The organism is Burkholderia sp. BCC1988 (genome assembly GCF_905339895.1).
In the GTDB taxonomy this organism is placed as follows: domain Bacteria; phylum Pseudomonadota; class Gammaproteobacteria; order Burkholderiales; family Burkholderiaceae; genus Burkholderia.
This window is the reverse complement of the sequence record NZ_CAJPHA010000001.1, coordinates 329,419-356,158: the sequence shown is the minus strand read 5'-3', so window position 1 is coordinate 356,158 and position 26,740 is coordinate 329,419. Positions and strand designations below refer to the sequence as shown.

At 68.1% G+C, this 26,740-nt stretch carries 23 protein-coding genes; 8 read left to right on the top strand and 15 right to left on the bottom strand.

All coding sequences use genetic code 11. The features are described 5' to 3' along the window. Nucleotides 1–146: 146 nt before the first annotated feature. From U4012_RS01515 to U4012_RS01480, 8 genes are all read right to left on the bottom strand, one after another. Complete coding sequence (locus U4012_RS01515; RefSeq protein ID WP_415750343.1) at nucleotides 147–1,475, bottom strand: c-type cytochrome; 1,329 nt, start codon at nucleotides 1,473–1,475, stop codon at nucleotides 147–149. A gap of 16 nt (nucleotides 1,476–1,491) precedes the next feature. Further along, the gene (locus U4012_RS01510) at nucleotides 1,492–3,711 is read right to left on the bottom strand and encodes a xanthine dehydrogenase family protein molybdopterin-binding subunit (RefSeq protein WP_321795554.1); all 2,220 of its coding nucleotides are present in this window, start codon (nucleotides 3,709–3,711) and stop codon (nucleotides 1,492–1,494) included. Nucleotide 3,712: 1 nt separating this feature from the next. Continuing rightward, nucleotides 3,713–4,168: a (2Fe-2S)-binding protein gene (locus U4012_RS01505; protein WP_321795553.1), complete on the bottom strand. Its 456-nt coding sequence runs from the start codon at nucleotides 4,166–4,168 to the stop codon at nucleotides 3,713–3,715. Between the two features lie 143 nt (nucleotides 4,169–4,311). After that, on the bottom strand, nucleotides 4,312–4,611 hold the full coding sequence (locus tag U4012_RS01500; protein WP_044843118.1) for a putative quinol monooxygenase: 300 nt from the start codon (nucleotides 4,609–4,611) through the stop codon (nucleotides 4,312–4,314). Nucleotides 4,612–4,705: 94 nt separating this feature from the next. After that, nucleotides 4,706–5,749 (bottom strand): NADP-dependent oxidoreductase, encoded by a 1,044-nt coding sequence (locus tag U4012_RS01495; protein WP_124519462.1) that lies wholly within the window; start codon nucleotides 5,747–5,749, stop codon nucleotides 4,706–4,708. Between the two features lie 205 nt (nucleotides 5,750–5,954). Continuing rightward, the gene (locus U4012_RS01490; protein ID WP_044843116.1) at nucleotides 5,955–6,575 is read right to left on the bottom strand and encodes a TetR/AcrR family transcriptional regulator; all 621 of its coding nucleotides are present in this window, start codon (nucleotides 6,573–6,575) and stop codon (nucleotides 5,955–5,957) included. 123 nt (nucleotides 6,576–6,698) lie between these two features. Then, the gene (locus U4012_RS01485) at nucleotides 6,699–7,709 is read right to left on the bottom strand and encodes a DNA-binding protein (protein WP_321796004.1); all 1,011 of its coding nucleotides are present in this window, start codon (nucleotides 7,707–7,709) and stop codon (nucleotides 6,699–6,701) included. Between the two features lie 336 nt (nucleotides 7,710–8,045). Beyond that, the gene (locus U4012_RS01480; protein ID WP_044843154.1) at nucleotides 8,046–9,236 is read right to left on the bottom strand and encodes a helix-turn-helix transcriptional regulator; all 1,191 of its coding nucleotides are present in this window, start codon (nucleotides 9,234–9,236) and stop codon (nucleotides 8,046–8,048) included. Nucleotides 9,237–9,517: 281 nt separating this feature from the next. Between U4012_RS01480 and U4012_RS01475 the strand changes: the two genes are divergently transcribed. The 5 genes from U4012_RS01475 to U4012_RS01455 all read left to right on the top strand — a co-directional run bounded on the left by U4012_RS01475 (nucleotide 9,518) and on the right by U4012_RS01455 (nucleotide 14,863). Further along, entirely contained in the window at nucleotides 9,518–10,456 is a 939-nt protein-coding gene (locus tag U4012_RS01475; RefSeq protein WP_321795547.1) for an alpha/beta hydrolase, read from the top strand. Further along, a complete protein-coding gene (gene ribBA / locus U4012_RS01470) occupies nucleotides 10,453–11,577 on the top strand; it encodes a bifunctional 3,4-dihydroxy-2-butanone-4-phosphate synthase/GTP cyclohydrolase II (RefSeq protein WP_321795545.1) in 1,125 nt (374 codons plus the stop codon). Before U4012_RS01475 ends, ribBA begins: the two co-directional genes overlap by 4 nt. A 175-nt stretch (nucleotides 11,578–11,752) precedes the next feature. After that, the gene (locus U4012_RS01465; RefSeq protein ID WP_321795543.1) at nucleotides 11,753–12,184 is read left to right on the top strand and encodes a helix-turn-helix transcriptional regulator; all 432 of its coding nucleotides are present in this window, start codon (nucleotides 11,753–11,755) and stop codon (nucleotides 12,182–12,184) included. A gap of 2 nt (nucleotides 12,185–12,186) precedes the next feature. After that, a complete protein-coding gene (locus U4012_RS01460) occupies nucleotides 12,187–13,521 on the top strand; it encodes a type II toxin-antitoxin system HipA family toxin (protein WP_321795541.1) in 1,335 nt (444 codons plus the stop codon). A gap of 106 nt (nucleotides 13,522–13,627) precedes the next feature. Further along, nucleotides 13,628–14,863, top strand: a complete 1,236-nt coding sequence (locus tag U4012_RS01455) for an NADH:flavin oxidoreductase (protein WP_321795539.1) — start codon at nucleotides 13,628–13,630, stop codon at nucleotides 14,861–14,863. A 70-nt stretch (nucleotides 14,864–14,933) separates the two neighbouring features. Here the strand turns inward: U4012_RS01455 and U4012_RS01450 are convergent, their stop codons facing one another. Continuing rightward, nucleotides 14,934–16,061: a 4-hydroxyphenylpyruvate dioxygenase family protein gene (locus tag U4012_RS01450; RefSeq protein ID WP_321795537.1), complete on the bottom strand. Its 1,128-nt coding sequence runs from the start codon at nucleotides 16,059–16,061 to the stop codon at nucleotides 14,934–14,936. Between the two features lie 357 nt (nucleotides 16,062–16,418). On the opposite strand from U4012_RS01450, the gene shiA reads away from it, so the two are divergent. Continuing rightward, nucleotides 16,419–17,726: a shikimate transporter gene (gene shiA / locus U4012_RS01445; RefSeq protein ID WP_321795535.1), complete on the top strand. Its 1,308-nt coding sequence runs from the start codon at nucleotides 16,419–16,421 to the stop codon at nucleotides 17,724–17,726. Between the two features lie 31 nt (nucleotides 17,727–17,757). Here shiA and U4012_RS01440 read toward each other — a convergent pair whose 3' ends face one another. Next, the gene (locus U4012_RS01440; protein WP_321795533.1) at nucleotides 17,758–18,375 is read right to left on the bottom strand and encodes an HNH endonuclease; all 618 of its coding nucleotides are present in this window, start codon (nucleotides 18,373–18,375) and stop codon (nucleotides 17,758–17,760) included. 364 nt (nucleotides 18,376–18,739) lie between these two features. Here U4012_RS01440 and U4012_RS01435 point away from each other — a divergent pair, with 364 nt between their 5' ends. Further along, a complete protein-coding gene (locus tag U4012_RS01435; RefSeq protein WP_044843107.1) occupies nucleotides 18,740–20,041 on the top strand; it encodes a UDP-N-acetylglucosamine 1-carboxyvinyltransferase in 1,302 nt (433 codons plus the stop codon). A gap of 42 nt (nucleotides 20,042–20,083) precedes the next feature. Here the strand turns inward: U4012_RS01435 and U4012_RS01430 are convergent, their stop codons facing one another. Continuing rightward, nucleotides 20,084–20,497, bottom strand: a complete 414-nt coding sequence (locus tag U4012_RS01430) for a PIN domain-containing protein (protein WP_321795530.1) — start codon at nucleotides 20,495–20,497, stop codon at nucleotides 20,084–20,086. Further along, complete coding sequence (locus U4012_RS01425) at nucleotides 20,484–20,717, bottom strand: AbrB/MazE/SpoVT family DNA-binding domain-containing protein (protein ID WP_044843105.1); 234 nt, start codon at nucleotides 20,715–20,717, stop codon at nucleotides 20,484–20,486. Before U4012_RS01425 ends, U4012_RS01430 begins: the two co-directional genes overlap by 14 nt. A gap of 162 nt (nucleotides 20,718–20,879) precedes the next feature. Between U4012_RS01425 and U4012_RS01420 the strand changes: the two genes are divergently transcribed. After that, a complete protein-coding gene (locus tag U4012_RS01420) occupies nucleotides 20,880–21,650 on the top strand; it encodes an IclR family transcriptional regulator domain-containing protein (RefSeq protein ID WP_321795527.1) in 771 nt (256 codons plus the stop codon). A gap of 54 nt (nucleotides 21,651–21,704) precedes the next feature. On the opposite strand, the gene U4012_RS01415 is transcribed toward U4012_RS01420, so the two are convergent. The 3 genes from U4012_RS01415 to U4012_RS01405 form a co-directional block, all read right to left on the bottom strand. Then, nucleotides 21,705–24,005, bottom strand: coding sequence for an ATP-dependent DNA helicase (locus U4012_RS01415; protein ID WP_321795523.1), 2,301 nt, complete (start codon nucleotides 24,003–24,005; stop codon nucleotides 21,705–21,707). After that, nucleotides 24,002–25,696 (bottom strand): VRR-NUC domain-containing protein, encoded by a 1,695-nt coding sequence (locus U4012_RS01410; protein ID WP_321795520.1) that lies wholly within the window; start codon nucleotides 25,694–25,696, stop codon nucleotides 24,002–24,004. Before U4012_RS01410 ends, U4012_RS01415 begins: the two co-directional genes overlap by 4 nt. A 107-nt stretch (nucleotides 25,697–25,803) precedes the next feature. Next, complete coding sequence (locus U4012_RS01405; protein WP_321795518.1) at nucleotides 25,804–26,682, bottom strand: MipA/OmpV family protein; 879 nt, start codon at nucleotides 26,680–26,682, stop codon at nucleotides 25,804–25,806. Nucleotides 26,683–26,740: the final 58 nt, after the last annotated feature.

The window sequence follows — 26,740 nt, the reverse complement described above, 5'->3', positions numbered from 1 at the left end:
CGCGCGCGGCCGCGAACGGCCGCACGCCGGTTGACAGAAAGAGCTGCGCCACCGGGCGCCCTGCACCCGGCAATGTGCGACGACCGGCGTGCGGCACGCATGCCCGTCGTCGTCCGCCGCGGTCGGCCGCGCTCGGCGCTCCGCGCTCAGCGCGCGGCCGCCGTCGCCTTGCGGAGTTTCGCGACCTCCGCCGCCTGCACGGCCGGCGCGCCGTTGTTCCAGCCGGCGCGCATGAACGTCAGCACGTCGGCGATCTGCTGGTCGTTCAGCTGGTTCGCGAACGCCGGCATCGGGTACGCGGACGGCACGCCACCGATCACGAGCGACTCGCTGCCGTTCAACGTCACGTTGATCAGCGACGCGGCATCGGCCTCGAGCACGTTCGGGTTGCCGGCGAGCGGCGCGAGCAGCGGCGCGTAGCCGCGGCCGTCCGCGCCATGACAATGCAGGCAGTAAGCGTTATACACCTTTGCGCCCGGATCGTTCGCCGGCCGGCCCAACACGACCTGCGTCGCCTTCGGCTCATAACGGTAAGGCGGCGCGCCCGTGCCGCCCGCTGCCGGCAGCGATTTCAGGTAGCGGGACATCGCCGCCAGATCGTCGTCGGTCAGTTCCTGCGTGCTGTGGTTGATCACGCTGACCATCGAGCCGAACGCGGTCGCATGCCGGTTCGCGCCGGTCTTCAGGAATTGCGCGATATCCGCATCGCTCCAGCGGCCCAGCCCGGTATTGTGTTCGCCGGTCAGGTTCGACGCGAACCAGTTGTCGATCGGCGCGCCCGACAGGAACGCCGAACCGCCCTCGTCCAGCGCCTTCTCCTGGAAGCCGACACCGCGCGGCGTATGGCACGATCCGCAGTGCCCGAGCCCCTGCACGAGATACGCGCCGCGGTTCCACATCGCGTCCTTGGCCGGCTTGTCGGCATAAGGCGTCGTATCGAGGAACACCATGTTCCACAACGCGAGCGGCCAGCGCATGTTGAGCGGCCACGGGATGTCGGACGCCCGGTTTGCCTGCTTCACCGGCTCGACGCCGTGCATGAAGTACGCGTACAGCGCCTTCACGTCGTCGTCCTTCAGCTTCGCGTACGACGGATACGGCATCGCCGGATACAGGTTGTGGCCGTCCTTCGCGACGCCCTTGCGCAACGCGTTCGCAAAATCGGCTTCCGTATAGCCGCCGATGCCCGTGTCCGGGTCGGGCGTGATGTTGGTCGTGTAGATCGCGCCCATCGGCGTGACCATCTTCAGGCCGCCGGCGAACGGCGTGCCGCGCGGCGCGGTGTGGCACGCGACGCAATCGCCGGCCTTCGCGAGATACGCGCCGCGTGCGACCAGCGCGCTGTCGGCGGCGGCCGCTTGCGCGGCGTGCGCCGCCGTGCCGGCCATCAGTGCGGACAGCGCGATCAACGACGTGCCGAACGTGCGAGCGGCGCGACTCAGGCGGTTCGGACGATTCGAGGTGAGGTTTCGCATGGTTCGTGTCCTCCCCTCAAGCCGTCTTCAGCTGGTTGCCGACCGGCAGCTTGCGCAGCCGCGTGCCGGTCGCCGCGAAGATCGCGTTCGACACGGCAGCCGCGGTCGCCGCGGTGCCCGGTTCGCCGATTCCGCCCGGCGCCTCGGCGCTTTTGACGAGATGAACCTCGATCGGCGGCGTCTCGTTGATGCGCATCACCCGGTAGTCGGTGAAGTTGCTCTGCACGACGCGGCCGTCCTCGATCGTGATCTCGCCATACAGCGCGCCCGTGATCCCGAAGATGATGCCGCCCTGCACCTGTGCCTCGATCGTGCTCGGATTCACGGCCATCCCGCAGTCGACCGCGCACACGGCACGCTTGACCTGCACTTCGCCGCCTTCCACCGCGACGTCGATGACGATCGAGAAGAAGCTGCCGAACGCGTGCATCACCGATACGCCGCGCCCTTGCCCCTTCGGCAGCGGCGTGCCCCAGCCGGCCGCCTTCGTCGCGACGTCGAGCACGTTGCGCGCACGCGGCGTCTTGTCGAGCAGCGCGCGGCGGTACTGGACGGGATCGGTCTTGGCCTGCGCCGCGAGTTCGTCGATGAAGCTCTCGACGACGAACGTGCTGCGGGTCGGCCCGACGCCGCGCCAGAACGCGGTCGGCACGTGGCGCGGTTCCTGGCGCACGTAATCGATCAACTGGTTCGGCAGTTCGTACGGCAGGTCGTTGGCAACCTCGACCGCGTCGGGATCGACGCCGTCCTTGAAGGCCGGCGGTGCAAAGCGCGCGAGGATCGACGAACCGACGATCCGGTGCTGCCATGCGACCGGCTTGCCGTTCGCGTCGAGGCCGGCCGAGATCCGGTCGTAGTAATACGGGCGATACATGTCGTGCTGGATGTCTTCCTCGCGCGTCCACACGACCTTCACCGGCGCGTTGACCTGCTTCGCGATCTTCACGGCCTGGCCGATCATGTCCGTTTCGAGCCGTCGGCCGAAACCGCCGCCGAGCAGGTGGTTGTGCACGACGATCCGGTCGGGCGCGAGACCCGTGAGCTTCTGCACGGTGTCGACCGCCCGCGTCGGCACCTGCGTGCCGACCCAGATCTCGCAGCCGTCGCCGCGCACGTGCACCGTGCAGTTCACCGGCTCCATCGTTGCGTGCGCAAGGAGCGGCTGTTCGTAGACGGCATCGATGCGCGTCTTCGCGTTCGCGAACGCGCGGCCGACGTCGCCGTCCTTGCGCGCGACCGCACCCTTGCCATTCGCTGCGGCCTGCGCGAGATCGGCGACGATGTCCTTCGTCGACACCTTCGCGCCCGCGCCTTCGTTCCACTTCACGACGAGCGCCGACGCGCCGCGCTTCGCGGCCCACGTGTGATCACCGACCACCGCGACCGCGTTGTCCGCGCGCACCACCTGGCGCACGCCGGGGATCTTCTTCGCGGCCGTGTCGTCGACGCTCGCGACCGTGCCGCCGAACACCGGGCTGTTCACGATCACCGCATACAGCATGCCGGGCACGCGCACGTCGAGCCCGAACTGCGCGGTGCCGTCGACCTTCTCCGGCGAATCGAGCCGCTTCACCGGCTTGCCGATCAGCTTGAAATCGGCCGGCTGCTTCAGTGCGACGTCCTTCGGCACCGGCAGCTTCGACGCGGCGTCCGCGAGCTGGCCGTACGATGCGCGCCGGCCGCTCGGCGTGTGCTGCACTTCGCCGTTCGCCGCCCGGCAGGTGGCCGGATCGACGTTCCATTGCTTCGCCGCCGCCGAAACCAGCAGCGTGCGCGCGGTCGCGCCGGCGCGGCGCAGCGGTTCCCAAGCGTACCGCACCGACGTCGAGCCGCCGGTCAGCTGGCCGCCGAGCAGCGGATCGAGGAACAGCTTCTCGTTCGGGGGCGCATGGTCGAGCGTGACGTTCGACAGCGGCACCTCGAGTTCCTCGGCGATCAGCATCGGCAGCGCCGTGTAGACGCCCTGGCCCATTTCGACCTTCGGCATCACCAGCGTGACCTTGCCGGCGCGGTCGATCTGCACGAACGCGTTCGGCGCGAATACACCGGCGCGCGCGCTTTCGTCCGCATCGCCGCCGATCACCGAGCGCCGTGCATCATCGCCCGCCGCCGGCATGCTGAAGCCGAGCAGCAGGCCACCGCCCGCCGCCGCGCCGAGCGACATGCCCGCCTTGAGAAACGTACGGCGCGACACGCCCGCGCCGGCCCGACCTGCTTCGATCAGTCCTCGCGACATGTCATGCCCCCTTCGCGGCGTGTTTGACCGCCGCGCGAATCCGGTTGTAGGTACCACAGCGGCAGATGTTGCCGGCCATCGCCGCGTCGATGTCGGCGTCGCTCGGGTTCGGGTTCGATGCGATCAGCGCGGTGGCCGCCATCACCTGCCCGGACTGGCAGTAGCCGCACTGGACGACGTCGAGCTCGCGCCATGCCTGCTGGACCTTCTGCCCGGCCGGCGTCGCGCCGACGGCTTCGATCGTCGTGATCTTGCGGCCCGCGACGGCCGCGACCGGCAGCACGCACGCGCGAGCGGCGACGCCGTCGAGATGCACGGTGCACGCACCGCATTGCGCGATCCCGCAGCCGAATTTCGTGCCGGTCAGGCCGACGACGTCGCGCAGGACCCACAGCAGGGGCATGTCGTCGGGGGCGTCGACCGTGCGGTTCTCGCCGTTGATGTTGAGGGTGACCATTCGGCCTCCGGGGGCGGTGTATTGGGGAAGCGGCGCGAACGATGCGCAGCGCCGCGTTGTCGTTGTCGTCGCCGTTGCGTCATGCGTGACGGCTGCCGTACGGTCCCGGGCGAGAACGGGCCGTGACGGGGGGTACCGCGTCGTTACTCGGCCACGTCGATGCCCGACAGCACCTTGATGACGGGCGGCGCCGCGAACCAGTCGGCCGACTTCACGCGAAATTCCGTGAAGTGCGGGCTGGCGAGGTGCGCGTCGAACGCGGCCTGGTCATCGTAGATCTCGTACAGGTGCAGGTTCGGCGAACCGTCCTGCTCGCGGAACAGGTCGTAGCGCCGGTTGCCCGGCTCGACGCGCGTCTTGGCGACCATGCTGCGCAATTCGGCCTCGGCGGCCTGCGCGTGTTCGGGTTTCAGGAACAGGGAAGCAATCACGTGAAGCGCCATCTTTGTCACTCCTTTCGAAACGGAATCGAGCATGCCACAAGCCGGCGTCTCGCGACGCCAGCGTGCAATCGTCGTGTGTCGTCTTGCGCCGGTGTCAGGCCAGTTCGTCCGGACCCACGCGCACGACGACCTTGCCGAAATTCTTGCCGGCGAGCAAGCCGATCAACGCATTCGGCGCATCGGCGAGATCGGGGATGACATCCTCGAGCGCCTTCACCTTGCCCTGCGCGAGCCACTCGCTCATCTCCGTCAGGAACTGCGCGTAGCCCGTCGCGTAATGATCGAAAATGATGAAGCCCTGCATCCGGATGCGCTTGCGCAGGATCGTCCCCATCAGCAGCGGCAGGCGATCGGGGCCGGCCGGCAACGCGGTGTCGTTGTAATGGGCGATCAGCCCGCACACCGGCACGCGCGCATGCTCGTTGAGCAGCGGCCACACCGCATCGAACACGGCGCCGCCGACGTTCTCGAAATAGACGTCGATGCCCTTCGGACAGGCTTCCTTCAGCCGGGCGGCGAATTGCGGATCGCGGTGGTCGACGCAATCGTCGAAGCCAAGCGTGCCCTTCACGTACGCGACCTTGTCGGCGCCGCCCGCGACGCCGATCACGCGGCAGCCCTTCAGCTTCGCGATCTGGCCGACCACCGCACCGACCGCCCCGCTCGCGGCGGCGACGACCACGGTTTCGCCGGCCTTCGGCTCGCCGATCTTCAACAGCCCGGTGTACGCGGTGAACCCCGGCATGCCGAGCACGCCGAGCGCATGCGACGGATGCGCGAAGTCGCGGCCGAGCGGAATGAGACCGCTGCCGTCCGACAGCGAATAGTCCTGCCAGCCACCACGCGCGACGACCAGGTCGCCTTCACGATACGCGGGCAGGTTCGACGCCACGACACGGCTGACCGTGCCGCCGACCATCACGTCGCCGAGTTCGACCGGCGGCGCATACGACGGCGCGTCGCTCATCCGGCCGCGCATGTACGGGTCGAGCGACAGCCAGATCGTGCGCAGCAGCACCTGGCCGGCGCCGGGCACCGGTACGTCGCCGGTTTCGAGACGAAAGTCGTTCGGGGTGGGCGCGCCGACCGGGCGCGCGTTCAGGATGATTCTGCGGTTTGCTGCCTTGCCTTGCGGCATGGGAACCTCCGTCAACAGGAAGGGACGTGCACGGGCACGATCGGATCAACGTTGGACAACCGTGATGCGCGAGGCTGCGGCCTTGCCGGCGAATCAGCCGGCGGCCGGGCCGCCGCCTCGCGGGTAAAACAATGTGACTTCAGCGTAAGTAGACCAGTCGTCTAGCGCTCACGCAAAAAACAAGGCGCGCCTGCGCGCGCCCACATTACGACTGCACTCCGTCGGGCTCGAAGGACGGCAGGTTCAGCATCCGCCGTGTTTCGAGCATCGCGCGTTCGAGCGGTTTGCGGTCGCGGTGAATCTTCTCCAGCAGCGTCGCACCCAGCCACAGCTCGTAAAGGATCGCTGCCGTATGCGCCGGATCGTCGACGCCGCCCAGCGAACCGTCGGCCAACCCGGCCTCGATCCCGCCCGCGAGCCGCTCGATGATCTGGCCGGTGCCGCGCCGCAGGACCGCGCGCATCGCCTCCGACAAATCGGACACTTCCGCGCCGAGCTTCACCGCGAGGCACTTGCCTTCCGGATCGTCCGCGCACTGCGTGCGCAGCCAGTTGCCCCAGTACGTCATCAGGCGCTGCGCGCCCGTGCCGGCCGGGTGCTTGAGCAGGTTGTCGAGGTGCTCGAGATAGCCTTCGAAATACGATTCGAGCAGCGCCTCGCCGAACGCCTCCTTCGAGCCGAAGTAATGGTAGAACGAGCCCTTCGGGATACCCGCCGCGGCGAGAATCTCGTTCAGACCGACCGCCGAAAACCCCTTGTGGAGCATGATCGGCTTCGCGATATTCAGGATGTGCTGGCGGACTTCCGCGCCTGAAGATGCATTCATGATGGCGTATCTTAGCAACGATTAGACCGGTCGTCTAGTAACGTCGAGCCGGCAAGTTGAGCGGCACTTTACCCGAATCGCACCGCGTCGCGGACACGTCGTCGCCGCACCGTGGCGCCCACGTCACGCGGGTTTCGGGACGCGCTTCCTCGCGACAGGTTTCGCCGCACGCAGGGTGCCGCCCGCCGGTCGACCCGGCGCCCGGCGCGCGGGGGGACGTGACGCGCGTTCGGCACGCAATGCGTCGAGTTCGCCGACGTACGCGGCATTGGCCGCGCGGGCCCCGTCGAGCTGGCCTTCGAGCATGCCGCAGCGGTGTTGCGTGTCGGCCAGTTGCGCCTGCAGTGCCGCGAGATCCTTGCGGTGCTGCGTATCGCGATGTTCGGCACGAGCCGTGGCCGCGTCGAATTCCTTCTGAACGCGTGCGGCCGCGAGCCGTTCGCGGTCGATCTCCTGAAGCGCTCGCCTCTCCGCTGCACGCAAGCGTTCCTCGGCCCGGCCCGCGTCGTCGCGCAGCCGGTCGAGTTGCGACGTGAAATCGGCGCGCGCCTGCGCCAGCGCGCGATCGGCGTCCGCGTTGTCGGACTTCAGCCGCTCGATTTCCGCTTGCAGCGCGCGGCGCGATGCTTCGTCGGCCGCCCTCGCCTGCTCGAGTTCATGGATGCGCACCTGGGCCGCCAGCAACGCGCTCGTGCGGTGCTCCAGCGCGGTTTCGGTGCGGGACAGGTCGGCTTGCAATGCCGCGACCTCCGCTTTCGCCGCGGCCCGCTCGGCTTCGACTTCGGCGCGCAGTGCATCGAGCGCTGCGGCGGCATCGGTACTCGAGCGGCGCCACAACGCGGCGACGAGCTCGCCCGCTGCCGCCTGCAGATCGGCCGGCAGATCCGGATGCTCGATGCGCACCCGGCTCTTTTCCCGCAACTCGGCCCAGAACTCGCCGAGCACCGCCGTCGGCGTGCTCATGCTGCCCTTGCGCACGAGCTGGTAAAGGCGGTTCGCGGTGGGCGTGACGCCGAAACGGAAGAACATCAACGCGCAGACCTCGCGATAGAGCTCGCGGGTCTTCGGGAAATCGGCCCTCAGGCGGTCGATTTCGGCGATCAGGCGGGATTCGTCGGCAACGAGGTCGGACATGACGGTTTGAGTCGGTGGTTTCGTTAATAATATAACGTAAACCGTTAAATATCCAATTGTCACGCCCATGTTATTTGACATTATTTCTATAATGTTGAGTTTTTATTGGCGAGCGTTGTCATTTCTGAACATGGCTCCCCGCCTCGCTGTTGCCATAGGCGTATTGCGTCCTTTCATCGCTGCGGATGGCAGAAACGAAAGAGGCTCGCACCGCGCGAGCCTCTTGTTGACGATGCCGTGATCGTCGACACACAGACGTCGACCGCAGTCGACATGTCGGCAGACGAATCCGCTCAATATCGACGCAGCGGCTTACGGCACGACATGCCGCCCCGATCAACCCAGCGGCACCACGCTCCCGAGCAGGATCCGCACGAGCGTCGCCTGGCGCGTCACGCCCGTCTTCGAGAAGATCGCGCGCAGGTGCGTGCGCGCCGTGTTCTTGCTGATCCCCGATTCCTCCGCGGCCTCCTCGAGCGTCAGCCCGTTCGTCAGCAGCAGCGCGAGCGACGTCTCGGCGGGTGTCAGGTCGAACAGCTTGCGGATGATTTCCTGCGCGCCCTGCGGCTTGCGGTCCGGGTCGCGCAGGAACAGCGTAACGGCCGGCCGGCGCTTGTTGTCCTCCGACCAGTCGGACAGCAGCACAGTGCGCACCAGCAGCCCGAGGCGCGGCTTGTCGAAGCCGCGCGTGATCGGCATCGCCTCGACGATCGCCGCGGCCGTGCCGTGGTGCCCCATCACCGCGTGGCGGATCAGCCGCTTGAGCGTGCGATTCTCCTGCGCATCGGTCGCCTCGATCGTGCCGCGCGCAATCGTCAGACCGTTGTTCTGCTTCAGGATCTCGTCGGCGACGCCGTTCATGTCGATGATCGTGCCGTTCTCGTCGAGCGTGATCGTGCCGATCTGCATCCGGTTGATCGCGTTGGCATAGATCGACCGCTCGACCTCGGCCGTGTCGAGCCGCGAATGCAGTTCGACCGCCCGCTTCAGGTGCGGCAGCAGCAGCGCGCAGATCGCCTTGTCGCGCGCGGAGAACTGCTTCGACGCATGATTGCGGCACACGCGGAATCGGCACTCGACGCCCGACGGCGTGCGCAGGTCCGCGCCGAGGATGTAGCGCACGTCCTGCGGCTTCAGGAACTGCTTGTACAGTTCGCTCGACAGCCAGCCCGTATCGCCGAACACGTCGTCGACCGTGACCACGCGATCGGCCGGCAGGCCGACGAACGGGTCGAGCGAATAGTAGTAGTTGTTGTACGACGCCTCGCCGTCCCCCGGCACGACCGGGCCGAACTCCGATGCATGCACGGACAGCGGCGCGCGACGGTCGCTCGCGGCCGCGCGCAGGATCAGCGTCACGTAGCTGGCCTGCAGCAGCCGGCGAACCATCTCGAGCGCGCCGGCCCACGGCGGCGTTTCCATCGGCCCCTGGTAGATGCGCGCCATCAGCTCGCTGAAATCAGCGACGCCGATGTCGGCCTCCTCGCTCGTTGACTGGCTCTCTTGCGGGGCCCATCTCGTCTCCATCAGCACGCTCCATCCTCCATGCAACTTGTGTTCGGTGCGATTCATCCGCGCCGCCATGATTAAGACGTGTCTTAATTCCGGCGTCATCGGGACATTCACTGAATGGTGAGCTTTGGCCATCCGGACGCGCGAACCATCGTCCAATCGGATGATGTGGCGCCCTGCCCGCTGCGCTGGAATGCCCGTCAGGCCGTGCCGGCAAGCATCCGGCGCGGGCTCAGGGAAAACCGCGATGCGGGTTTACCTGATTCAGACCGCATCCGATTCAGACAGGAGTTCCAATGCCGCTCGACCCTCAGGCGCAGGCGCTGCTCGCCGCGCTCGCCCAAGTGCCCGCGATCGATTTCGATCGACTGACCGTGCCCGCGTACCGTGCGAGCCTCGCCGGAGGCAGCGCGTTCGCGCCCGGCGACGCGATTGCCGCCGAAGAGGACTGGCAGATCCCGGCGCCGGGTCGTCAGTTATCCGCACGACTGTATCGGCCCGATGCCGACGGGCCGTTGCCGCTGACGGTGTTTTTCCACGGTGGCGGCTTCGTCGCGTGCGGGATCGATTCGCACGCGAACCTGTGCCGCAGTCTTGCCAGGCGGGCGCGCACGCTCGTGCTGTCGGTCGATTACCGGCTCGCGCCCGAAGCGCGCTTCCCGGCAGCCGCGCAGGACGCTTGCGACGCGGTGCGCTGGGCCGCCGCCAGTGCGCGCGATCTCGGCGCGCGCGCCGGTGCGATCGCCGTGGCCGGCGACAGCGCGGGCGGCAACCTGGCCGCGATCGCCGCGCTGCAGTTGCGCGGCTCGGGCATCGCGATCGCGCACCAGTTGCTGCTGTATCCGGTCGTCGATTGCGCGACAGAGCATCCGTCGTACGAATCGCTCGGCGAAGGCTATTTCCTGACGGCGGACGCGATGCGCTGGTTCAAGCGCCAGTATTTCGGCGACGGCGCCGACCGCGCATCGCCGCTCGCGAGCCCGCTCGCCGTGGCGGACCTGTCGGGCGCGGCGCCGGCCACCATCGTCAGCGCGGAATTCGATCCGTTGCGCGACGAGGCCGAAGCGTACGCACTGCGTCTCGCGCAGGCCGGCACGCCGGTCTCGCTCGTGCGCTGGCCGGGCCAGCTGCACGGCTTCGCGAGCATGCTCGGCGCGGTCGACGCGGCCGATCGCGTGCTGACCTTCGGCGCCGACGCGCTGCGCCGCGCCTTCGACGCGACGGAGGCGCAATGACGCTCGCCAGTACGCCGGAAATCGTCGACGAGCTGCGTGCGGGACGGATGGTCCTGCTCGTCGACGAGGAGGACCGCGAAAACGAAGGCGACCTCGTGATCGCGGCCGATCGCGTGACGCCCGACGCGATCAACTTCATGGCGCGCTTCGGGCGCGGGCTGATCTGCCTGACGCTGACCGCGGAGCGCTGCGAGCAACTGCGTCTGCCGCCGATGGCCGATCGCAACGGCACGCCGTTCGGCACCGCGTTCACCGTGAGCATCGAGGCGGCCGAAGGCGTGACGACCGGCATTTCGGCAGCCGATCGCGCGCGGACGATCCGCGCGGCGGTGCGCGCGGGCGCGCGTCCCGACGATCTCGTGCAGCCCGGCCACGTGTTTCCGATCGCCGCGCGCCCGGGCGGCGTGCTGGTGCGCGCGGGACACACGGAGGCCGGCTGCGATCTCGCGGCGCTCGCCGGGCTCACGCCCGCGTCGGTGATCTGCGAGGTGATGAACGACGACGGCACGATGGCGCGGCTGCCCGAGCTGCGGACGTTCGCCGCGCATCACGGGCTGAAGATCGGCACGATCGCGGACCTGATCCATTACCGCCGCGAGCACGAGTCGCTCGTCGAGCGTGTCGGCGAACGGCCGCTGCATACGCCGTGGGGCCGGTTCCGCGCGATCGAGTATCGCGACTCCGTGCACGGTGCGCCGCATCTTGCGCTGGTGCGCGGCGAGCCCGATCCGTCGACACCCGTGCTGACGCGCGTGCATGAATGCCATTCGCTGCTCGACCTGCTCGACGCGGAACCGTCCGCGCATTCGTGGCCGCTGCACGCGGCGCTGCAACGGATCGACGCGGCCGGTTGCGGCGTCGCGGTGCTGCTCGACTGCGACATGCGCGGCGACGCGATGCGAACGCCGGCCGGCCACGCACGCCGCGACGGCCGCGTGACGGGAATCGGCTCGCAGATCCTGCGTGAGCTCGGCGTGCGGCGGCTGAATGTGCTGTCGAGTCCGTTCCGGCTGCCGGCGCTGTCGGGGCACGACCTGGAAATCATGGCGTTCATCCCGCTCGGCGACGACGATCCGGAAAGCGCGCGCTCCGCCGATGCGAGCCCGCTGCGGGCGGCGTGATGATGCCGGGCTGACAGGCGCGTGCCGCGCGTCCTGGCACCGCCCCACGGGTTGCCGCTTGACAGGCTATCGTTTGTTTTTATGAAATACAGTCTCGGGTTTGTATTTTGACGATACATACCATAGACTGTATTTTCCGATTACAAACGATCGCCTGTCATTGCGCGGAGAGCCCATGGCATTCCCTGTCCAGACCTTGAGCCAGTTGCGCCCGATCCTCGTCGGCTTCCGGAAGTCGGCGGGGTTCACGCAGGCGCAGCTCGCTGCCCGCCTCGGCGTGACGCAACAGTCGTACGCGCAGCTCGAAGCCAATCCGTCCGCGGTCAGTATCGAACGTCTTTTCAAGGTGCTGAACGTGCTCGGCGTTCGCCTGGCGCTCGAGCCGGGCACGCCGGACGACGCAGCGGCGCCCGCTGGCACCGCGCCGGCGCCCAAGCGCACGCCGGCCGCGCGCGGTCGCTCGCCCGGTTCGCCCGGTTCGTCCGGTTCGTCCGAGCTGCCGGCTCGCCCGCCGGCCGCTGCGAAGGCCCCATCCGCCGCCACGCGGAAACGGCCCGCCGCCGCCACGCCCGGCAAGCCTCGGGGCACCACAAGGGAGGACTGGTGACGATGGCCCGCCGCCTCCGCCACGACCGCCTCGACCTGTGGATGAACGGCATCCCGGTCGGCTACTGGGAAGTCCGGCGCGGCGTCGAGCGCCTCGTCTACCTGCCGGCGTGGGTCGACGATCCGCAAGGCCGTCCGCTGTCGCTGTCGCTGCCGTTCACGCCGGGCAACCAGCCGCACCAGGGCGCGATCGTCGCCGACTACTTCGACAACCTGCTCCCGGACAGCCAGCCGATCCGCCGCCGCATCGCGCAGCGCTACCGGCTCGGGTCGACGGCGCCGTTCGAACTGCTCGCGTCGATCGGCCGCGATTGCGTCGGGGCGCTGCAGTTGTTGCCTCCGGACGAAGCACCGGTCGACCTCGAATCGATCGACGGCACCGCGCTCGACGATGCGGCCGTGGCCGACGTGCTGCGCCACGCGACCGCCGCCCCGCTGCCCGGCCACGCGGAGCCGGACGGCGAGCTGCGCCTGTCGATCGCCGGCGCGCAGGAAAAGACCGCGCTATTGCGCGACGGCAATCGCTGGCTGCTGCCGGCCGGCAGCACGCCGACCACGCATATCTTCAAGCTGCCGCTGGGGCGCGTCGGGAACATGCAGGCCGACATGCGCACGTCGGTCGAGAACGAATGGCTGTGTTCGAAGATCGTCGCCGCGTACGGCCTGCCGGTCGCCGCGTGCGACATCGGCCGGTTCGACGACCAGAAGGCGCTGATCGTCGAGCGTTTCGACCGCCGTCGGTCCCGCGACGGCACCTGGATCCTGCGGCTGCCGCAGGAGGACATGTGCCAGGCGACCGGCACGCCGTCGGGCGCCAAATACGAATCCGACGGCGGCCCCGGCATCGCGACGATCATGGGCATCCTCGCGAATTCCGCCGAGGCCGCGCGGGACCGGACGAACTTCTTCGTCACGCAGCTCGTGTTCTGGGTACTCGCGGCGATCGACGGCCACGCGAAGAATTTCAGCATCGCGCACCTGCCCGGCAACACGTATCGCAGCACGCCGCTGTACGATGTGCTGTCCGCGCATCCGATCATCGGTACGCGCCGCAATCAGCTGCCGCCGCGGCGCGCCCGGCTCGCGATGGCCGTGTGCGGGAAGAATCGCCATTACGTGATCGGCGACATCCAGCCGCGTCACTGGATCGCTCAAGGCGCGCGTGTCGGTCTGACCGAAGACGTCGTACGCGCGGCCATGGCCGATGTGGCGGCACGCACCGAACCGGTAATCGCCGGCGTCGCGTCGCGCATTCCGGCGGATTTCCCGTCAGACGTGGCCGATGCGATCTTCGACGGGATGCGCCGCCAGGCGCGCAAGCTGGGCGCGGCCGACTAGGCGGTGCGGGCGGTGGGCGGTGGGCGGCGGATCATCCACGTGGACGATGCGATCCGGCGTCGGCTCCGCACAATGGTCGCCATCCCCATTCCGACGCACGCCCGACATGGAACCTGCCGCCCTCGATACTGCGTTCAGCCCGCTGCAGATCGGCCCGCTGACGCTGCGCAACCGCCTGATCAAATCCGCGACCAACGAAGGGATGACGCCGAACGGCGTGCCGTCGCGTGCGCTCGTCGGGTTTCATGAACGCATCGCCGCGGGCGGCGCCGCGCTGACGACGGTCGCGTACTGCGCGGTCAGCGACGACGGCCGCACGTTCGTCGACCAGGCGCGGCTCGATGCGCCCACGGTCCGGCAATTCCGCGCGCTGACCGACGCGGTGCATCGCCACGGCGCGGCGGCGTCCGCGCAGATCACCCACGGCGGCTGCTTCACGTTCCTGCCGTCGCTGTCGACGAAACGTCCGTTGAGTGCGTCGGGCGGGTTCAACAAGGTCGGCGTGATGAGCGGCCGCTTCCTGAAGCAGGCGATGACGCGCGACCAGATGACCGTCATCGCCGACGAATTCGCACGCGCGGCGCGCCACGCGCGCGACGCGGGCTTCGACGCGGTCGAGATCCATATGGGTCACGGTTATCTGCTGAGCCAGTTCCTGTCGCCGCTGTACAACCGCCGCCGCGACGCATACGGCGGCGATGCGGCGCGTCGCGCGACGTTCCCCGTCGAGGTGCTGCGCCGCGTGCTCGATGCGGTCGGCCGAGATCTCGCCGTGGTCTGCAAGATCGGCGTGACCGAAGGCGTGCGTGGCGGCGGAACGCCCGACGACGCATCCGAGATCGCACGGCGGCTCGAGGCCGAGGGCGCGCACCTGCTGGTGCTGAGCGGCGGGATGAACGTCGAGTCGGTGTGGCAGCTGTTCGGCAGCCCGCTGCCCGGCGAGGCGCGCGCGAACGCCGACAACGCGATCGTGCGCACCGCGATGGCGCTGCAGAAGCTCACCGAGCCGAAGATGGGCGCGTTTCGGGAGATGTATTTCCTCGAGCATTCGCGGCAGGTGCGTGCGGCCGTCCGGATGCCGCTCGCCTATCTCGGCGGCGTGCGCTCGCGCGAGAACGTCGCGCTGGCGATGCGCGAAGGATTCGACGCGGTGGCGCTCGCCCGCGCGCTCGTGTTCGAGCCGGGTTTCGTGAACGAACTGCGCGACGGCCGCATCGCGCAATCGGGCTGCACGTCATGCAATCGCTGCGTCGTGTCGATGTACACGCCGGGCGGTACCGCATGCGCGCTCAAGGCGCCGAACGATCCGGCGCCGAACAGTGTGCCGGCCGCGGGCGTGTGACGTTACGCGGTCGCTGATTCCGCAGTCGCACTCGCGGCCGTGGCCACTACGCGACCACGCCCTCTGTCGCTCACCCGGCGTCGCGGGCGCGGGCCAGCGCCGCGAGGTTCCCTTCCCCGAATCCGTGGTGCCCCTGCCGCTGCACGATCTCGAAGAAGATCTCGCCGGGCCGGCGCTTGACGAAGGTCTGGAAGAACAGGCGCGGCACGCCGTCGCTGCCGATTTCGCCGTCGACCAGCACCGCGCGGCGGCGCAGCGCGTCGAGATCGACGCCGTGCCCCGGCAGCCGCGCATCGACTTCGTCGTAATAGCGCGCCGGCGGTTCGATGAATTCGACGCCGTTCGCGCGCAGCGCATCGACGCTCGCCAGGATGTCGTCGGTCGCCAGCGCAACGTGCTGGACGCCTTCGCCCGGATGGTCCGGCAAATACGCGTGCATCAGCTCGGTGCGGCGCGTGCCTTCCTCGTAGACCGGAATCCGCACCGCGCCGCACGGCGACACCATCACGCGCGACTCTTCCGACACATGCCAGTGCGCGTCGATTTCATGGATTTCGCGGAAGTGCAGCAGGTCGTGATAGAAGTCGAGCCACTCGCGCATGCGCCCCGCGCCGACCGTCTGCGTGAAATGGTCGACCTGCTGCAGGCCCGTGCCCGCGCAATCGAGATCGGTATGCGCGGTCGCGATGTCGATCGGCCGGAAATCGATGTCGAAGATCGAGATGTCGCCGACGCCGCCGCGCTGGCCGTCGCGCCCACGCCAGCGGTCGACGAAATAAAGGTGCGAATCGCCGATCCCCTGGATCGCCGGAATCTTCAGCTCGCCGACCCCGATCCGCTCGCCCTCGAACGCCCACGCGCCGAGCTCGATCGCACGCTCGAACGCGCGCCGCGCGTTGGCCACGCGCAGCCCGATCGCGCACACGCCCATCCCGTATTCCTCTGCATAGCGCGCAGCGAACGAATCGGGCTCGGCGTTGATCAGGAACTGCATCTGCCCTTGCCGGTACAGCGTGACGTTCTTGCTGACATGGCGCGCGATCGCCTTGAATCCGAGCTGCTCGAAGCGTTGCGCGAGCGCGTCCGGCACCGGCGCCGCGAACTCGACGAACTCGAGCCCGGCCATCCCGAGCGGATTGGCGGCCGGATCGGCAACGGGCGGCGTATCGCTGGACAGGGGGTGGGAATTGCCGGGCATTACAGTCTCCGGGGGTATGCGGTCGATGGGGATGACGCCCGGCGCGTGCGGCATGCCCGGCCGGTGGGGTGGCCGGGTGTCCGCCCGATTCGGGCAAGGTTTTGATGGTCCCGATTTTAACCAGATCGTTCACGCCGGCACACCCTGGCCGAACGGGATACGAATGCCTCGCCTAGTGCAAACCCGGGATTCGTTCGATAATCGCACATAAAAGAGCGATAATCGCGCATTTTGTCCGATCGGCCAATTGCCGTCGCGCGGCGCGCGCCCTATTCTCCGTCCACCCATCGACTTCAATGCAGCATCGGACGCGGCGCCGCCACGATTCCACGATGCGCCATGCCAGGAGACTTCGCCATGACCCCAACCTTCGACACCCTCGACGCCGCCGCCGGCGCCCGCGCGCGCAGCCAGGCCCGCAAGGCCGCAATCGGCAGCTTCGTCGGTGCCGTCGTCGACTGGTACGACTTCCTGCTGTACGGGATCGTCGCCGCACTCGTCTTCAATTCCGAATTCTTTCCGAAGGTCAGCCCGACCATGGGCACGCTCGCGGCGTTCGCGACCTTCGGCGTCGGCTTCCTGTTCCGGCCGCTCGGCGGCGTCGTGTTCGGCCATTACGGCGACCGGCTCGGCCGCAAGCGGATGCTCGTGCTGACCGTGATGCTGATGGGGCTGTCGACCGTCGCGATCGGCCTGCTGCCGAGCTTCGCGACGATCGGCTGGTGGGCGCCCGTGCTGCTGGTGCTGATGCGTGCGATCCAGGGCTTCGCGGTCGGTGGCGAATGGGGCGGCGCAGCGCTGATGGCCGTCGAGAGCGCACCGAAGCAGAAAAAGGCGTTCTACAGCAGCGGCGTGCAGGTCGGCTATGGCGTCGGGCTCGTGCTGGCCACGGGGATCGTGTCGATCCTGAGCCATACGCTCGGCGAGGCCGCGTTCAAGTCGTGGGGCTGGCGCCTGCCGTTCGTGTTCAGCATCGTGCTGGTGCTGATCGGGCTGTGGGTCCGCAAGAGCATGGACGAGTCGCAGGAATTCGTCGAAAAGGTCGAGCACGGCAATCGCAAGCTGCGCCTGCCGGTGCTGGAGGCGCTGACGCGCCATCCGAAGGCGTTCCTGCTGATCGTCGCGCTGCGGCTCGCCGAACTGTTCACGATGTATATCGTCACCGCGTTCGCGCTCAGCTATTCGACGTCGAACCTCGGCATGTCGCGCGACCTGTTCCTGAACATCGGCCTGCTGGTCGGCGCGGTCAGCTGCTTGACGATCCCGTGCTTCGCATGGCTGGCGGACCGCTTCGGCCTGCGCCGCATCTACCTGATCGGTGCGCTGATCGGCCTCGCGTCGGCGGTGCCGTTCTTCGTCGCGCTGGAATCGCGCTCGATCGCGTGGATCGTGGTCTTCTCGATCCTGCTGGCCAATGCCGCGCACGACATGATCGTGAGCGTCCAGCAGCCGCTCTTCACCGAGTTGTTCGGTGCGGAATACCGCTACAGCGGCGCGGGCGTCGGTTATCAGTTCGCGAGCGTCGTCGGCGGCGGGTTCACGCCGTTCATCGCGGTGGCGCTGGTCAGCCTGGCCGGCGGTTCGTGGCACCTGGTCGCCGGCTATCTCGCAGTGGGTTGCCTGATCTCGCTGGTGGTCGCCGCGCGGATGCGGGCGGCGGAGTGAGGACGCGCCCATGACCGGTGAGCGACGCCGGTCACGGGCGAACGAGGCGCGGCAATCGTTCGTAAAGGCGCTCGACGAGGAGCCGGGCGTTCTCACCGAAATGCAATGCACGGTGGCAATTCGGACAAACAGCCACCGTGTTCGACACGAGGTCGGGGCCCCGCTCCGCCAGCTTGCGGACGTGGTGTACTTCCAAGTAAGGCAATCCGTCCGCCCCCTTGAACGGGGCCGGTTCGCCACAGCATTCGCAGGTCCCGTTCGCTTGCGTCAGCACCCAGGCCTTCACCAACGGATCGCGGCGGATTTGAGTCACCGTCGAGCTAGTCGTCCCGGGGTTCGGATTGCCCGGCGGCGGCGCGAGCGGCGTTTTTTTCAGCGCGTCGCGCACGTCGAGTTCGAATTTCACGGTCGGGGCAGCCGACCGCTTCTCCCATTCGTTGATGAACTGCTCGATCAGCACGCCGTTCGCCCCGACGTTTTTAGCGGGTTTGAGTCCGGACAGCCACTCTCGGCCCATCAACGCCAGCACATACGAAATGTTCTGCATCCGGTACTCGAACGCCTTCGCGGTGCGATTGAATCGACCAGCCAACCCGTCGTAGACCGCCTTCTTGACGTATGGCTGCCTCCCGCGCTCACTCTCGAGCATTTTGAGATATTCCTCTACCGACGCTCGAAGTTCATCGCGCGTCCAAGGCCGCCCGTCAGCATTCTCCGGAGCCTCTTCAGCAAATGGGGATTGAGGGGATGATGTCGACATGGATGGAATCATTCGAAAATCCGGCCTCGATTTTACGAGATAAGGATCCGTCCCAATCCGGGCATTCGCGGCTGCCCCCCCTTTTTGTCCTTACACTGCGATCGATCCGCGTCCGTGTCGGCCGCCCTCGCCCAACGTCAAACACGGTCAATCCCGCGCGCAGAAGCCCTTTTTCCCCTCTGAACATTCCACGTCACCCGCCGACCAATGGCATCATATGGGCCTACGTCAGTCACAGATACGCCCCCATATCATGTCGAATCTCATCGTCCACGGCGGCACTCCGCTGCGCGGGGACATCAAGCCGTCCGCGAACAAGAACGCCGTCCTGCCGATCCTGTGCGCCACCCTGTTGACCGATCAGCCGCTGCGCCTCGTCGGCGTACCGGACATCACCGACGTGCGCAAGATCCTCGACATCTTCCGCACGCTCGGCAGCGACGTGTCGGTCGACTTCACGACCGGCATTCTCGAACTCCACCATCGCAACACGACGTTCGACCCGGCCGTTCACCGCCTGCCCGAGGCGATGCGCTCGTCGATCATGCTGATTCCGCCGCTGCTCGCGCGCTTCGGCGTCGCGCGCCTCGAGAACGACGTGAAGGGTTGCACGCTCGGCGTGCGTGAAATCGATCCGCACGTCGAAGTGTTCGAGCGCTTCGGCGCGCACATCCAGCGCACGCCCGATTCGCTGATCGTCCGTGCCGACGGCCCGCTGACGGCCAACGATCACTGGCTCGACTACGCATCGGTGACGACCACCGAAAACTTCGCGCTGTGCGCGACGGCCGCCGGCGGCACCTCCACGCTGATGAATGCGGCGTCCGAGCCGCACGTGCAGGAGTTCTGCCAGTTCCTCGCGATGATCGGCGTCGCGATCGAAGGCATCGGCACGTCGCGCCTGTGCGTGACGGGCGGCGGCAAGCTCGGCGGCGGCGAATTCCGCTTCGCCGAGGATTTCCACGAAATCGCGACGTTCCTCGCACTGGGCGCGATCACCGGCGGCGACATCACGGTGCGCAACTCGTCGCCGGAGCATTTCCCGCTGATCGACCGCACGTTCGCGAAGTTCGGCGTGACCGTCACGCACCGCGACGGCTGGTCCCGTGCGGAACGCGACGGCCCGCTGCGCGTACGCCGGCCGTTCACGCAGAACATCCTGACCAAGGTCGAAGCCGCGCCTTGGCCGTACCTGCCGGTCGACCTGCTGCCGATCTTCATCGCGCTCGGCGTGCGTGCGGAAGGCAGCGCGATGTTCTGGAACAAGGTCTACGACGGCGCGCTCGGCTGGTCCGGCGAACTGTCGAAATTCGGCGCGCACGTGCTGCTGTCCGATCCGCACCGGCTGATCACGTTCGGCGGCCTGCAGCTGACGCCGGCGCGCGTCGAGAGCCCGTACATCATCCGTGTCGCGATCGCGCTGCTGATGGTGGCCGCGAGCATCGAAGGCCGCTCGGAAATCATGAACGCGCTGCCGATCCGCCGCGCGCATCCGCATTTCGTCGAAAACCTGCGTTCGGTCGGCGCGAACGTCGAGTGGACGAGCAGCGAGTAACGTCGACCCGGATGCGGCGCGTGTAACGTTCGCGCCGCATCCTCAGGCAAACGGATTTCGCAACTCCGGACCGCCCTCCACGCTCAAGCCGTCGTGCATGTCCTCGGTGTACAGGTATTCGCAACCCTCGATCGACGCAGCTGCCACGATGCACGCGTCGTAGAAGGACAAGCGATGCCGCTCCGCCAGCCTTCGAGCGAGGTCGTGCGTATCGACCGTGATCGGCACGACATGGCACAAACTCCTGATCGGCTCCAGAAACTGCCCCACCTCGCGCCAGGGCATCCGCAATTTGCGGCTGCAAACGCTGGCGACTTCGTTCAGTACCTGAACGCTGATGGTCGGCCGTCGAAGGAATAGCGCCTCCGCACGATTTGCCCTGGTTTCGTCCTCGGACAACAGAGAAAGCACGACATTGCTGTCGACGAACGATTTCGCCGACTCAATCCCGCTCATTCGCGTCATCCCGGCTGAACTTGAAGTCTGCGGGCAGCTTGCCCCTGAAACGCCTCAATCGCTGCAGAAGCTCGTCCGGCCTCGGCTTGCGACGCACGGCGAAAACGCGCGGACTGTCGACGACGATTTCGATATCGTCCCCCTCGCGAAGCTCCAGTGCGTCGACCACACTGGCCGGAAGGCGGACCGCCAGGCTGTTGCCCCACTTTGCAACCTGCATACGAACCTCCGTGGATATACAAGACAAATTGTATATCTGCGATGCGAGGCCGCACAGCTGGCCGAACGGACAGCGCCGGCTCGCCGCATATCGCATTGTCCGCCGCGCCGCGCGATAATCGCCCACTCCCGCACGAACACCGCGCACGACGCATCCTCGACCATGAAAAAGCCCCACCTCGACCGACGCGACTGGATAGCCGGCCTCGAAAAGGGCCTGATGATCCTCGAGGCATTCGACAGCCAGCACGCGCGGATGACGCCGACCCAGGCCGCCGCCCGCACCGGCCTCACGCGCACGGCCGCGCGGCGCTACCTGCTGACGCTCGAATCGCTCGGCTACGTGTACACCGACGGGAAGCTGTACGGCCTCACGCCGCGCGTGCTGCGGGTCGGCTGGTCGTACTTCGATTCGGCGCGCCTGCCGCGCACGGTCCAGCCCTATCTGCAGCAACTGAGCGCGTCGCTGAACGAATCGGCGTACGTGAGCGTGCTCGACGGCTGGGAACTCGTGTTCATCGCCCGCAACGGCGTGTCGCGCGTGATGACGACCGGCTTCGTGCTCGGCGCGCGCGTGCCCGCCCCGCTGACGTCGCCGGGCGTCGTGCTGCTCGCGCATCATCCGGATCGCGAGGCCGTCCGCACGTGGCTCGACGACACCGAACTCGCGCCGTTCACGCCGCACACGATCACCAACAAGGCGCGCCTGCTCGAACAGGTCGACCACGCGCGCGACGCGGGCTTCGCGGTGATCGAGCAGCAATTGCAGGTCGGCGTGCGCGGCATCGCGGTGCCGCTGAAGAACCGTCACGGCGAAGTCGTCGCCGCGCTGAGCACGAACATGCCGATCGGCACGGAGACGACCGACGCGGCCGTGCGACGCGTGCTGCCGCATCTGCAGGAAACCGCGCTCGCGATGCTCAACGTGCTTTAGGGATTCACGCGAGCCGCGCGCGCGTCATCCCGCTCACGACATCCGTCACGCCCGTCACCCGATCCGCCACCACCGCGGCAACAGATCGCGCACCTCCCGCCGCCGGTAACGATCGTCGATCAGATGCACGACGCCCTCGTCGTGTTCGGTGCGGATCACGCGCCCGGCCGCCTGCACGACCTTCTGCAGGCCCGGGTACAGATACATGTAGTCGTACCCGTTGCCGAAGCGCGCCTCCATCGCGCGCCGCATCTGTTCGTTGACATCGTTGACCTGCGGCAGCCCGAGCGTCGCGATGAACGCGCCGATCAGCCGCTCGCCGACGAGATCCACGCCTTCCGAGAACGCACCGCCCAGCACCGCGAAGCCGACCCCGCGCCCGCCCGCGTCGAAGCGCGCGAGAAACGCGTCGCGCTCGCTTTCGGCCATGCCGGGCGCCTGGGCCCACACGGGCACGTCCGGATGACGCGTCTGCATCAGCGCGACGACGCGCCCGAGATAGTCGAAGCTGCTGAGGAAACCGAGGTAGTTGCCGGGCCGTGTCGCATACTGCGCGGCGATCAGGTCCACGATCGGTTCGAGCGAACGGTCGCGGTCGCGCCAGCGCGTCGATACGTGGCTCGCGACGCGCACGGTCAGCTGCTCGGCGCGGAACGGCCCGTCGACGTCGAGCCAGCCGGTGTCGGCCGGCAACCCGAGCGTGTCGCGATAGAAATGAAACGGGCTCAACGTGCCGGAAAACAGCACGGTCGCGCGCGCGGCGTCGTAACGCGGCGCGAGAAAGCCGGCCGGAATCACGTTGCGCACGCACAGCGTCGACTGGATGCGGCGCCGGCGCCCGGCCGGTGCGACACCGTCGAGCCCGGACTGGCGCGGCAGCGGCTCGCCGTGCAGCGTCGCGTCGAAGATCGACGCGCCGTCGAACGCATCGGCAAGCACGCCGAACTGGATCGCCTCGAAATGAAAGCGCAGCAGCGCGTCGCCGTTCGCGCGCGGCGCATCGGCCAGGTGTTCGCCGATCGCCGCGACGAGGTTCTGCACGGCCGACACGATCGGCCCCGGAATCTCGGGGTATGCCGCATAGCGCTCGGCCTGTGCGCGATTGAGCGTGCCCCACGCGCGCGCGAGCCGGTCGAACGCCTTGCGCAGTGCCGCGGGCGCCGCCTCGCGCGCGGCCGCGAACGCGAACGGGTCGAGCGATGCGCTGTACATCTTGCGGGCGCGATCGAGCAGGTTGTGCGCCTCGTCGACGAGCACGCCGACGCGCCACTGGTTCTGCTGCGCGAGCGTATGCAGCATCGCGCTGCCGTCGTAGTAGTAGTTGTAGTCGCCGATTACCATGTCCGACCAGCGCGCCAGCTCCTGCGCGAGATAGTACGGACAGACGTCGTGCGCGAGTGCCGCCTCGCGCACGGTATCGCGATCGAGCAGCCCCGCGCCGATCGCCGCGTCGCGCGCCGCCGGCAGGCGGTCGTAGAAGCCTTGCGCAAGTGGGCACGATTCACCGTGACACGCGCGGTCGGGATGCTCGCACGCCTTGTCGCGCGCGACGAGCTCCAGCACGCGCAGCGGCAGCGCCGGCGTGCCGGCGCCGAGCGTGGTCGCCGCTTCCAGCGCGAGCGCGCGACCGGGCGTCTTCGCGGTCAGGAAGAACACGTGATCGAGCTCGCCCTCGCCGCACGCCTTCAGCAGCGGAAACACCGTGCCGAGCGTCTTGCCGATGCCGGTCGGCGCCTGCGCCATCAGGCAGCGCTCGTCGCGCGCCGCGCGATAGACGGACACGGCCAGCTCGCGCTGGCCGCTGCGGAATCGGCCGTGCGGAAACGTCAGCGCGCGCAGCGCCGCATCGCGGGCCGAGCGGTGCGCGGTCTCGCGCTCGGCCCAGCCGACGAAGCACGCGCACTGCTCGGCGAAGAACGCGGCGAGCGCGCTTGCGCCGAGCGTCTCGGTCAGCACGGTCTCGCGCTCCGACACGATGTCGAAATACACGAGCGCGACGTCGATTTCCGCGAGGCCGCGTGCGTCGCACATCAGGTGCGCATAGACCTTCGCCTGCGCCCAGTGCAGCGCGCGATGGTTGGCCGGCATCGCGTCGAGGCTGCCGCGGTAGGTCTTGATCTCCTCGAGCCGGTTCGCGACCGGGTCGTAGCCGTCCGCGCGCCCGCGCACGGTGAGCGTGCCCCACGTGCCGGTCAGCGCGATCTCGGTTTCGTAGCGCGCACCGCGCTTCGACGTGACGGCTCCGTGGCCGGCAATGCCTTCGAGCGCGGTCGGCGCGGGCGTGAAGCGCAGGTCGAGATCGCCGCGCCGCGCGGTGAATTCGCACATCGCCCGCACCGCGACGACGTAGCTCATGCGGACAATCCCGCCGCTTCGGCCTGCTCGACTCCGGCTCCGGCCCATTCGACATCGACGACACGCACCGGCATGCCGTGCGCGAGGCAGTACGCGAGCCAGCGCGTCTGGTTGTCCTGCAGCCGGTCGCCGGGGCCCTTCACCTCGATCAATTCATAGCGCCGCTCGCCGGGCCAGAAACGGACGAGATCGGGCAGCCCCGAGCGGTTGCCGCGGATATCCGCGAGCAGGCGCGTGAACCACAGCCGCAGGTGCTCGGGCGGCAGGCAGGCCAGCGCCTCGTCGAGCAGTTCGTCGGTCAGTACGCCCCAGAACACGAACGGCGATTGCAGCCCCGTCTTCGTCGCGAAGTGCCGGCGGATCGTGTCGCGGTACGCGCCCGAGTCGAGTTGCGCGAAACAGGCGGCGAACGCATCCGTGCGGCGCACGGCGAAATCGGGCGCGTGCAGGTCGGCCGGGCCGCGCTGGAACGGGTGAAAGAACGCGCCTGGCACGGCCGCGAACACGGGCTCCCAGCACAGCAGGCCGAACAGCGAATTGATCAGCGTGTTCTCGACGTAGTGAACCGGCGCATCGGGCTGCGCAAGATGGTCGCGCACCACGTATTCGACGCTGACGAACGCTTCAGGGCGCATCAGCACGAGCGTCTCGCGCGGCACGTCGGGCGTGCTGCCCGCGCGCTCGACCCGCTGCCCGAGACGGCGCTGCAGGCGCGGCAGCATCCGCTCGACGCGCTGGCGCTCCTCGTCGCTTTCGAAGCCGCCGCGCGCATCGAGCGCCAGCGCGAGCGCATCGGTGTCGCGGCCGCAGCGTTCGAGTACGCGAATGCGCCGGTGCCGGCTGCCCGGCCACGCGCTGCGCGCATACGCGTCGAGCGCGGCAGCCCAGTCGGCGCGGCGCTCGCAGGTCTGCCCGAGCGTGAACAGCAGCTTCGCGCGGCGCGTCGCGAGCCACGGCTGCGCGCAACCGACCGCGTCGATCGCCTGCAGCAGATCGTCGAACGGCTGGTCGTCGGGCCATGCGTCGTGTGCTTCTCGGCAGGTCTGCAGCGCGAGATACGCGTCGACGTCGTCGCGCTGCTGGAACGCGCGCGACGACGGCGCGAACGGCACGCTTTCGTACTGGAACACGCCGAGATCGGCGAGCACGAATTCGCTCCAGTCCTGATGCAGATTGCCGAAGAACATCAGCCGCAGGCGGTCGCACAGCGCGCCGACCGTCACGCGCAGCACGCGATCGTCGGCTTGCGCGCACCATGCGTCGAACGGCTGCGCCACGTCGTGCGCGGGCCGCAACCGCTCGAGCCATTCGGGCTTGCGCTCGCCCGCGTGCGCGGCGAGCGACGGGAACATCTTCAGCAGGTCGGCCTTGGTCGACAGCACGAACAACTCGTCGAGCGTGAGCGCGGGTGCCGGATCGACCCAGCCGAGCTCGACGAGCGGCACGGCCGCGTCGAGCGTGCTGCCGATTTCGTCGTACGCGAGCTTGCTCGCGCGGAAGTCGGTGCCGCTGCGCATCAGCATCCGCACGAGCAACGCACGCGACGCTTTCGGCAGTTGCGCGAAATGCGCGAGAAACGCATGTTCGCTCGCATCGAGCAGGTCGTCGTAACGCTCGCCGAGCCAGGCCAGCGCGCGTTCGAAATTGGTCAGGTAGTAAAACGCCGGGGGCGTCGGCGATGCAGGCGTCACGGGGATCGATCACTGTACGTTTGTACAGGTCGGAATCATATCAAATGTGACGAAAAATGCCGCATGCCGCGCACCGCCACGCGGCAGCCCCGCCGGCGCCGATCCGGTCAGAACTGGTAATTCACCGACATGTCGAACACGCCGTTCGTCGACTGCTGCGTGATCGGGCTGCGCCGTGCGCGGCCGACGAGCTGTTCGATCGCGCCGTCCATCGTCACGAACCAGTGCTTGTTGACGAACCACACCATCGTCACGCCCGCGCCGAACGACTTCATCCCCGCGCCCGACGAATAGGCCGGCAGCCCCGAACGCGCGGACGCACCCGCGGGCACGCCGAACCAGCTGTTCATGTAGCGCGAATCGGCGAACGACACGGTCGGCCCGGCGAACCAGAAGAAGTGTTCGTTGCTGCCCGGCATCGGCATGTACGCGGAGAAATCGCCGACCCAGCCGTTCGAGCCGCCGATGCTGCGCCGCACATCCGCGCGCAGCACGAGCGGAAAATCCTTCGAGATCACGTAGTCGGCCGCGAGCTTCATCACCGGCGCCGCGTTGATGTTGTCGAGCCCGTTCAGGTGGTCGAGATCGTCGGCCGCGCGGCGTCCGAGGTCATAGCCGACCGACAGGCTCACGCGCCAGTTGGGCCCGCGCAACACGTTCGCGCCGAGCCCGTCGCCCGTCGACAGGAAGAACAGGTCGCGATAGCGCACGTCGAGATTCGGGCCGCCCATCACGCGATAGCGATCGGAACCCGCGTAGCGCGGCTGCAGCGTCATCGCCGCGCCGACGCTGACCTGCCACGTGGGGACGGTCGGACTGAACAGTTTCTGCAGCGGGACGCCCGCCGAGTATTGCCATTCGCCGAGCGGCGACGGCGTCTGGGCCGACGCGTCGCGGGCACCGGCCGCCGCCAGCGCGGCGAAGGCCGACAGGCCGGACACGAACCGGCGGGTGCCGGGCGACAACAACGGGCGGGCAACGGTCATCAAGGCGGTCTCCGTCGGTTGCACGAAACGAACCTGAGGGAAAGCGCGTCGCAGCCTG

Coding starts and splice junctions, on each gene's coding strand:
- U4012_RS01515 (WP_415750343.1), bottom strand. CDS start 1,475: ATGCGAAACCTCACCTCGAATCGTCCGAACCGCCTGAGTCGCGCCGCT.
- U4012_RS01510 (WP_321795554.1), bottom strand. CDS start 3,711: ATGTCGCGAGGACTGATCGAAGCAGGTCGGGCCGGCGCGGGCGTGTCG.
- U4012_RS01505 (WP_321795553.1), bottom strand. CDS start 4,168: ATGGTCACCCTCAACATCAACGGCGAGAACCGCACGGTCGACGCCCCC.
- U4012_RS01500 (WP_044843118.1), bottom strand. CDS start 4,611: ATGGCGCTTCACGTGATTGCTTCCCTGTTCCTGAAACCCGAACACGCG.
- U4012_RS01495 (WP_124519462.1), bottom strand. CDS start 5,749: ATGCCGCAAGGCAAGGCAGCAAACCGCAGAATCATCCTGAACGCGCGC.
- U4012_RS01490 (WP_044843116.1), bottom strand. CDS start 6,575: ATGAATGCATCTTCAGGCGCGGAAGTCCGCCAGCACATCCTGAATATC.
- U4012_RS01485 (WP_321796004.1), bottom strand. CDS start 7,709: ATGTCCGACCTCGTTGCCGACGAATCCCGCCTGATCGCCGAAATCGAC.
- U4012_RS01480 (WP_044843154.1), bottom strand. CDS start 9,236: ATGGAGACGAGATGGGCCCCGCAAGAGAGCCAGTCAACGAGCGAGGAG.
- U4012_RS01475 (WP_321795547.1), top strand. CDS start 9,518: ATGCCGCTCGACCCTCAGGCGCAGGCGCTGCTCGCCGCGCTCGCCCAA.
- ribBA (WP_321795545.1), top strand. CDS start 10,453: ATGACGCTCGCCAGTACGCCGGAAATCGTCGACGAGCTGCGTGCGGGA.
- U4012_RS01465 (WP_321795543.1), top strand. CDS start 11,753: ATGGCATTCCCTGTCCAGACCTTGAGCCAGTTGCGCCCGATCCTCGTC.
- U4012_RS01460 (WP_321795541.1), top strand. CDS start 12,187: ATGGCCCGCCGCCTCCGCCACGACCGCCTCGACCTGTGGATGAACGGC.
- U4012_RS01455 (WP_321795539.1), top strand. CDS start 13,628: ATGGAACCTGCCGCCCTCGATACTGCGTTCAGCCCGCTGCAGATCGGC.
- U4012_RS01450 (WP_321795537.1), bottom strand. CDS start 16,061: ATGCCCGGCAATTCCCACCCCCTGTCCAGCGATACGCCGCCCGTTGCC.
- shiA (WP_321795535.1), top strand. CDS start 16,419: ATGACCCCAACCTTCGACACCCTCGACGCCGCCGCCGGCGCCCGCGCG.
- U4012_RS01440 (WP_321795533.1), bottom strand. CDS start 18,375: ATGCTCGAGAGTGAGCGCGGGAGGCAGCCATACGTCAAGAAGGCGGTC.
- U4012_RS01435 (WP_044843107.1), top strand. CDS start 18,740: ATGTCGAATCTCATCGTCCACGGCGGCACTCCGCTGCGCGGGGACATC.
- U4012_RS01430 (WP_321795530.1), bottom strand. CDS start 20,497: ATGAGCGGGATTGAGTCGGCGAAATCGTTCGTCGACAGCAATGTCGTG.
- U4012_RS01425 (WP_044843105.1), bottom strand. CDS start 20,717: ATGCAGGTTGCAAAGTGGGGCAACAGCCTGGCGGTCCGCCTTCCGGCC.
- U4012_RS01420 (WP_321795527.1), top strand. CDS start 20,880: ATGAAAAAGCCCCACCTCGACCGACGCGACTGGATAGCCGGCCTCGAA.
- U4012_RS01415 (WP_321795523.1), bottom strand. CDS start 24,005: ATGAGCTACGTCGTCGCGGTGCGGGCGATGTGCGAATTCACCGCGCGG.
- U4012_RS01405 (WP_321795518.1), bottom strand. CDS start 26,682: ATGACCGTTGCCCGCCCGTTGTTGTCGCCCGGCACCCGCCGGTTCGTG.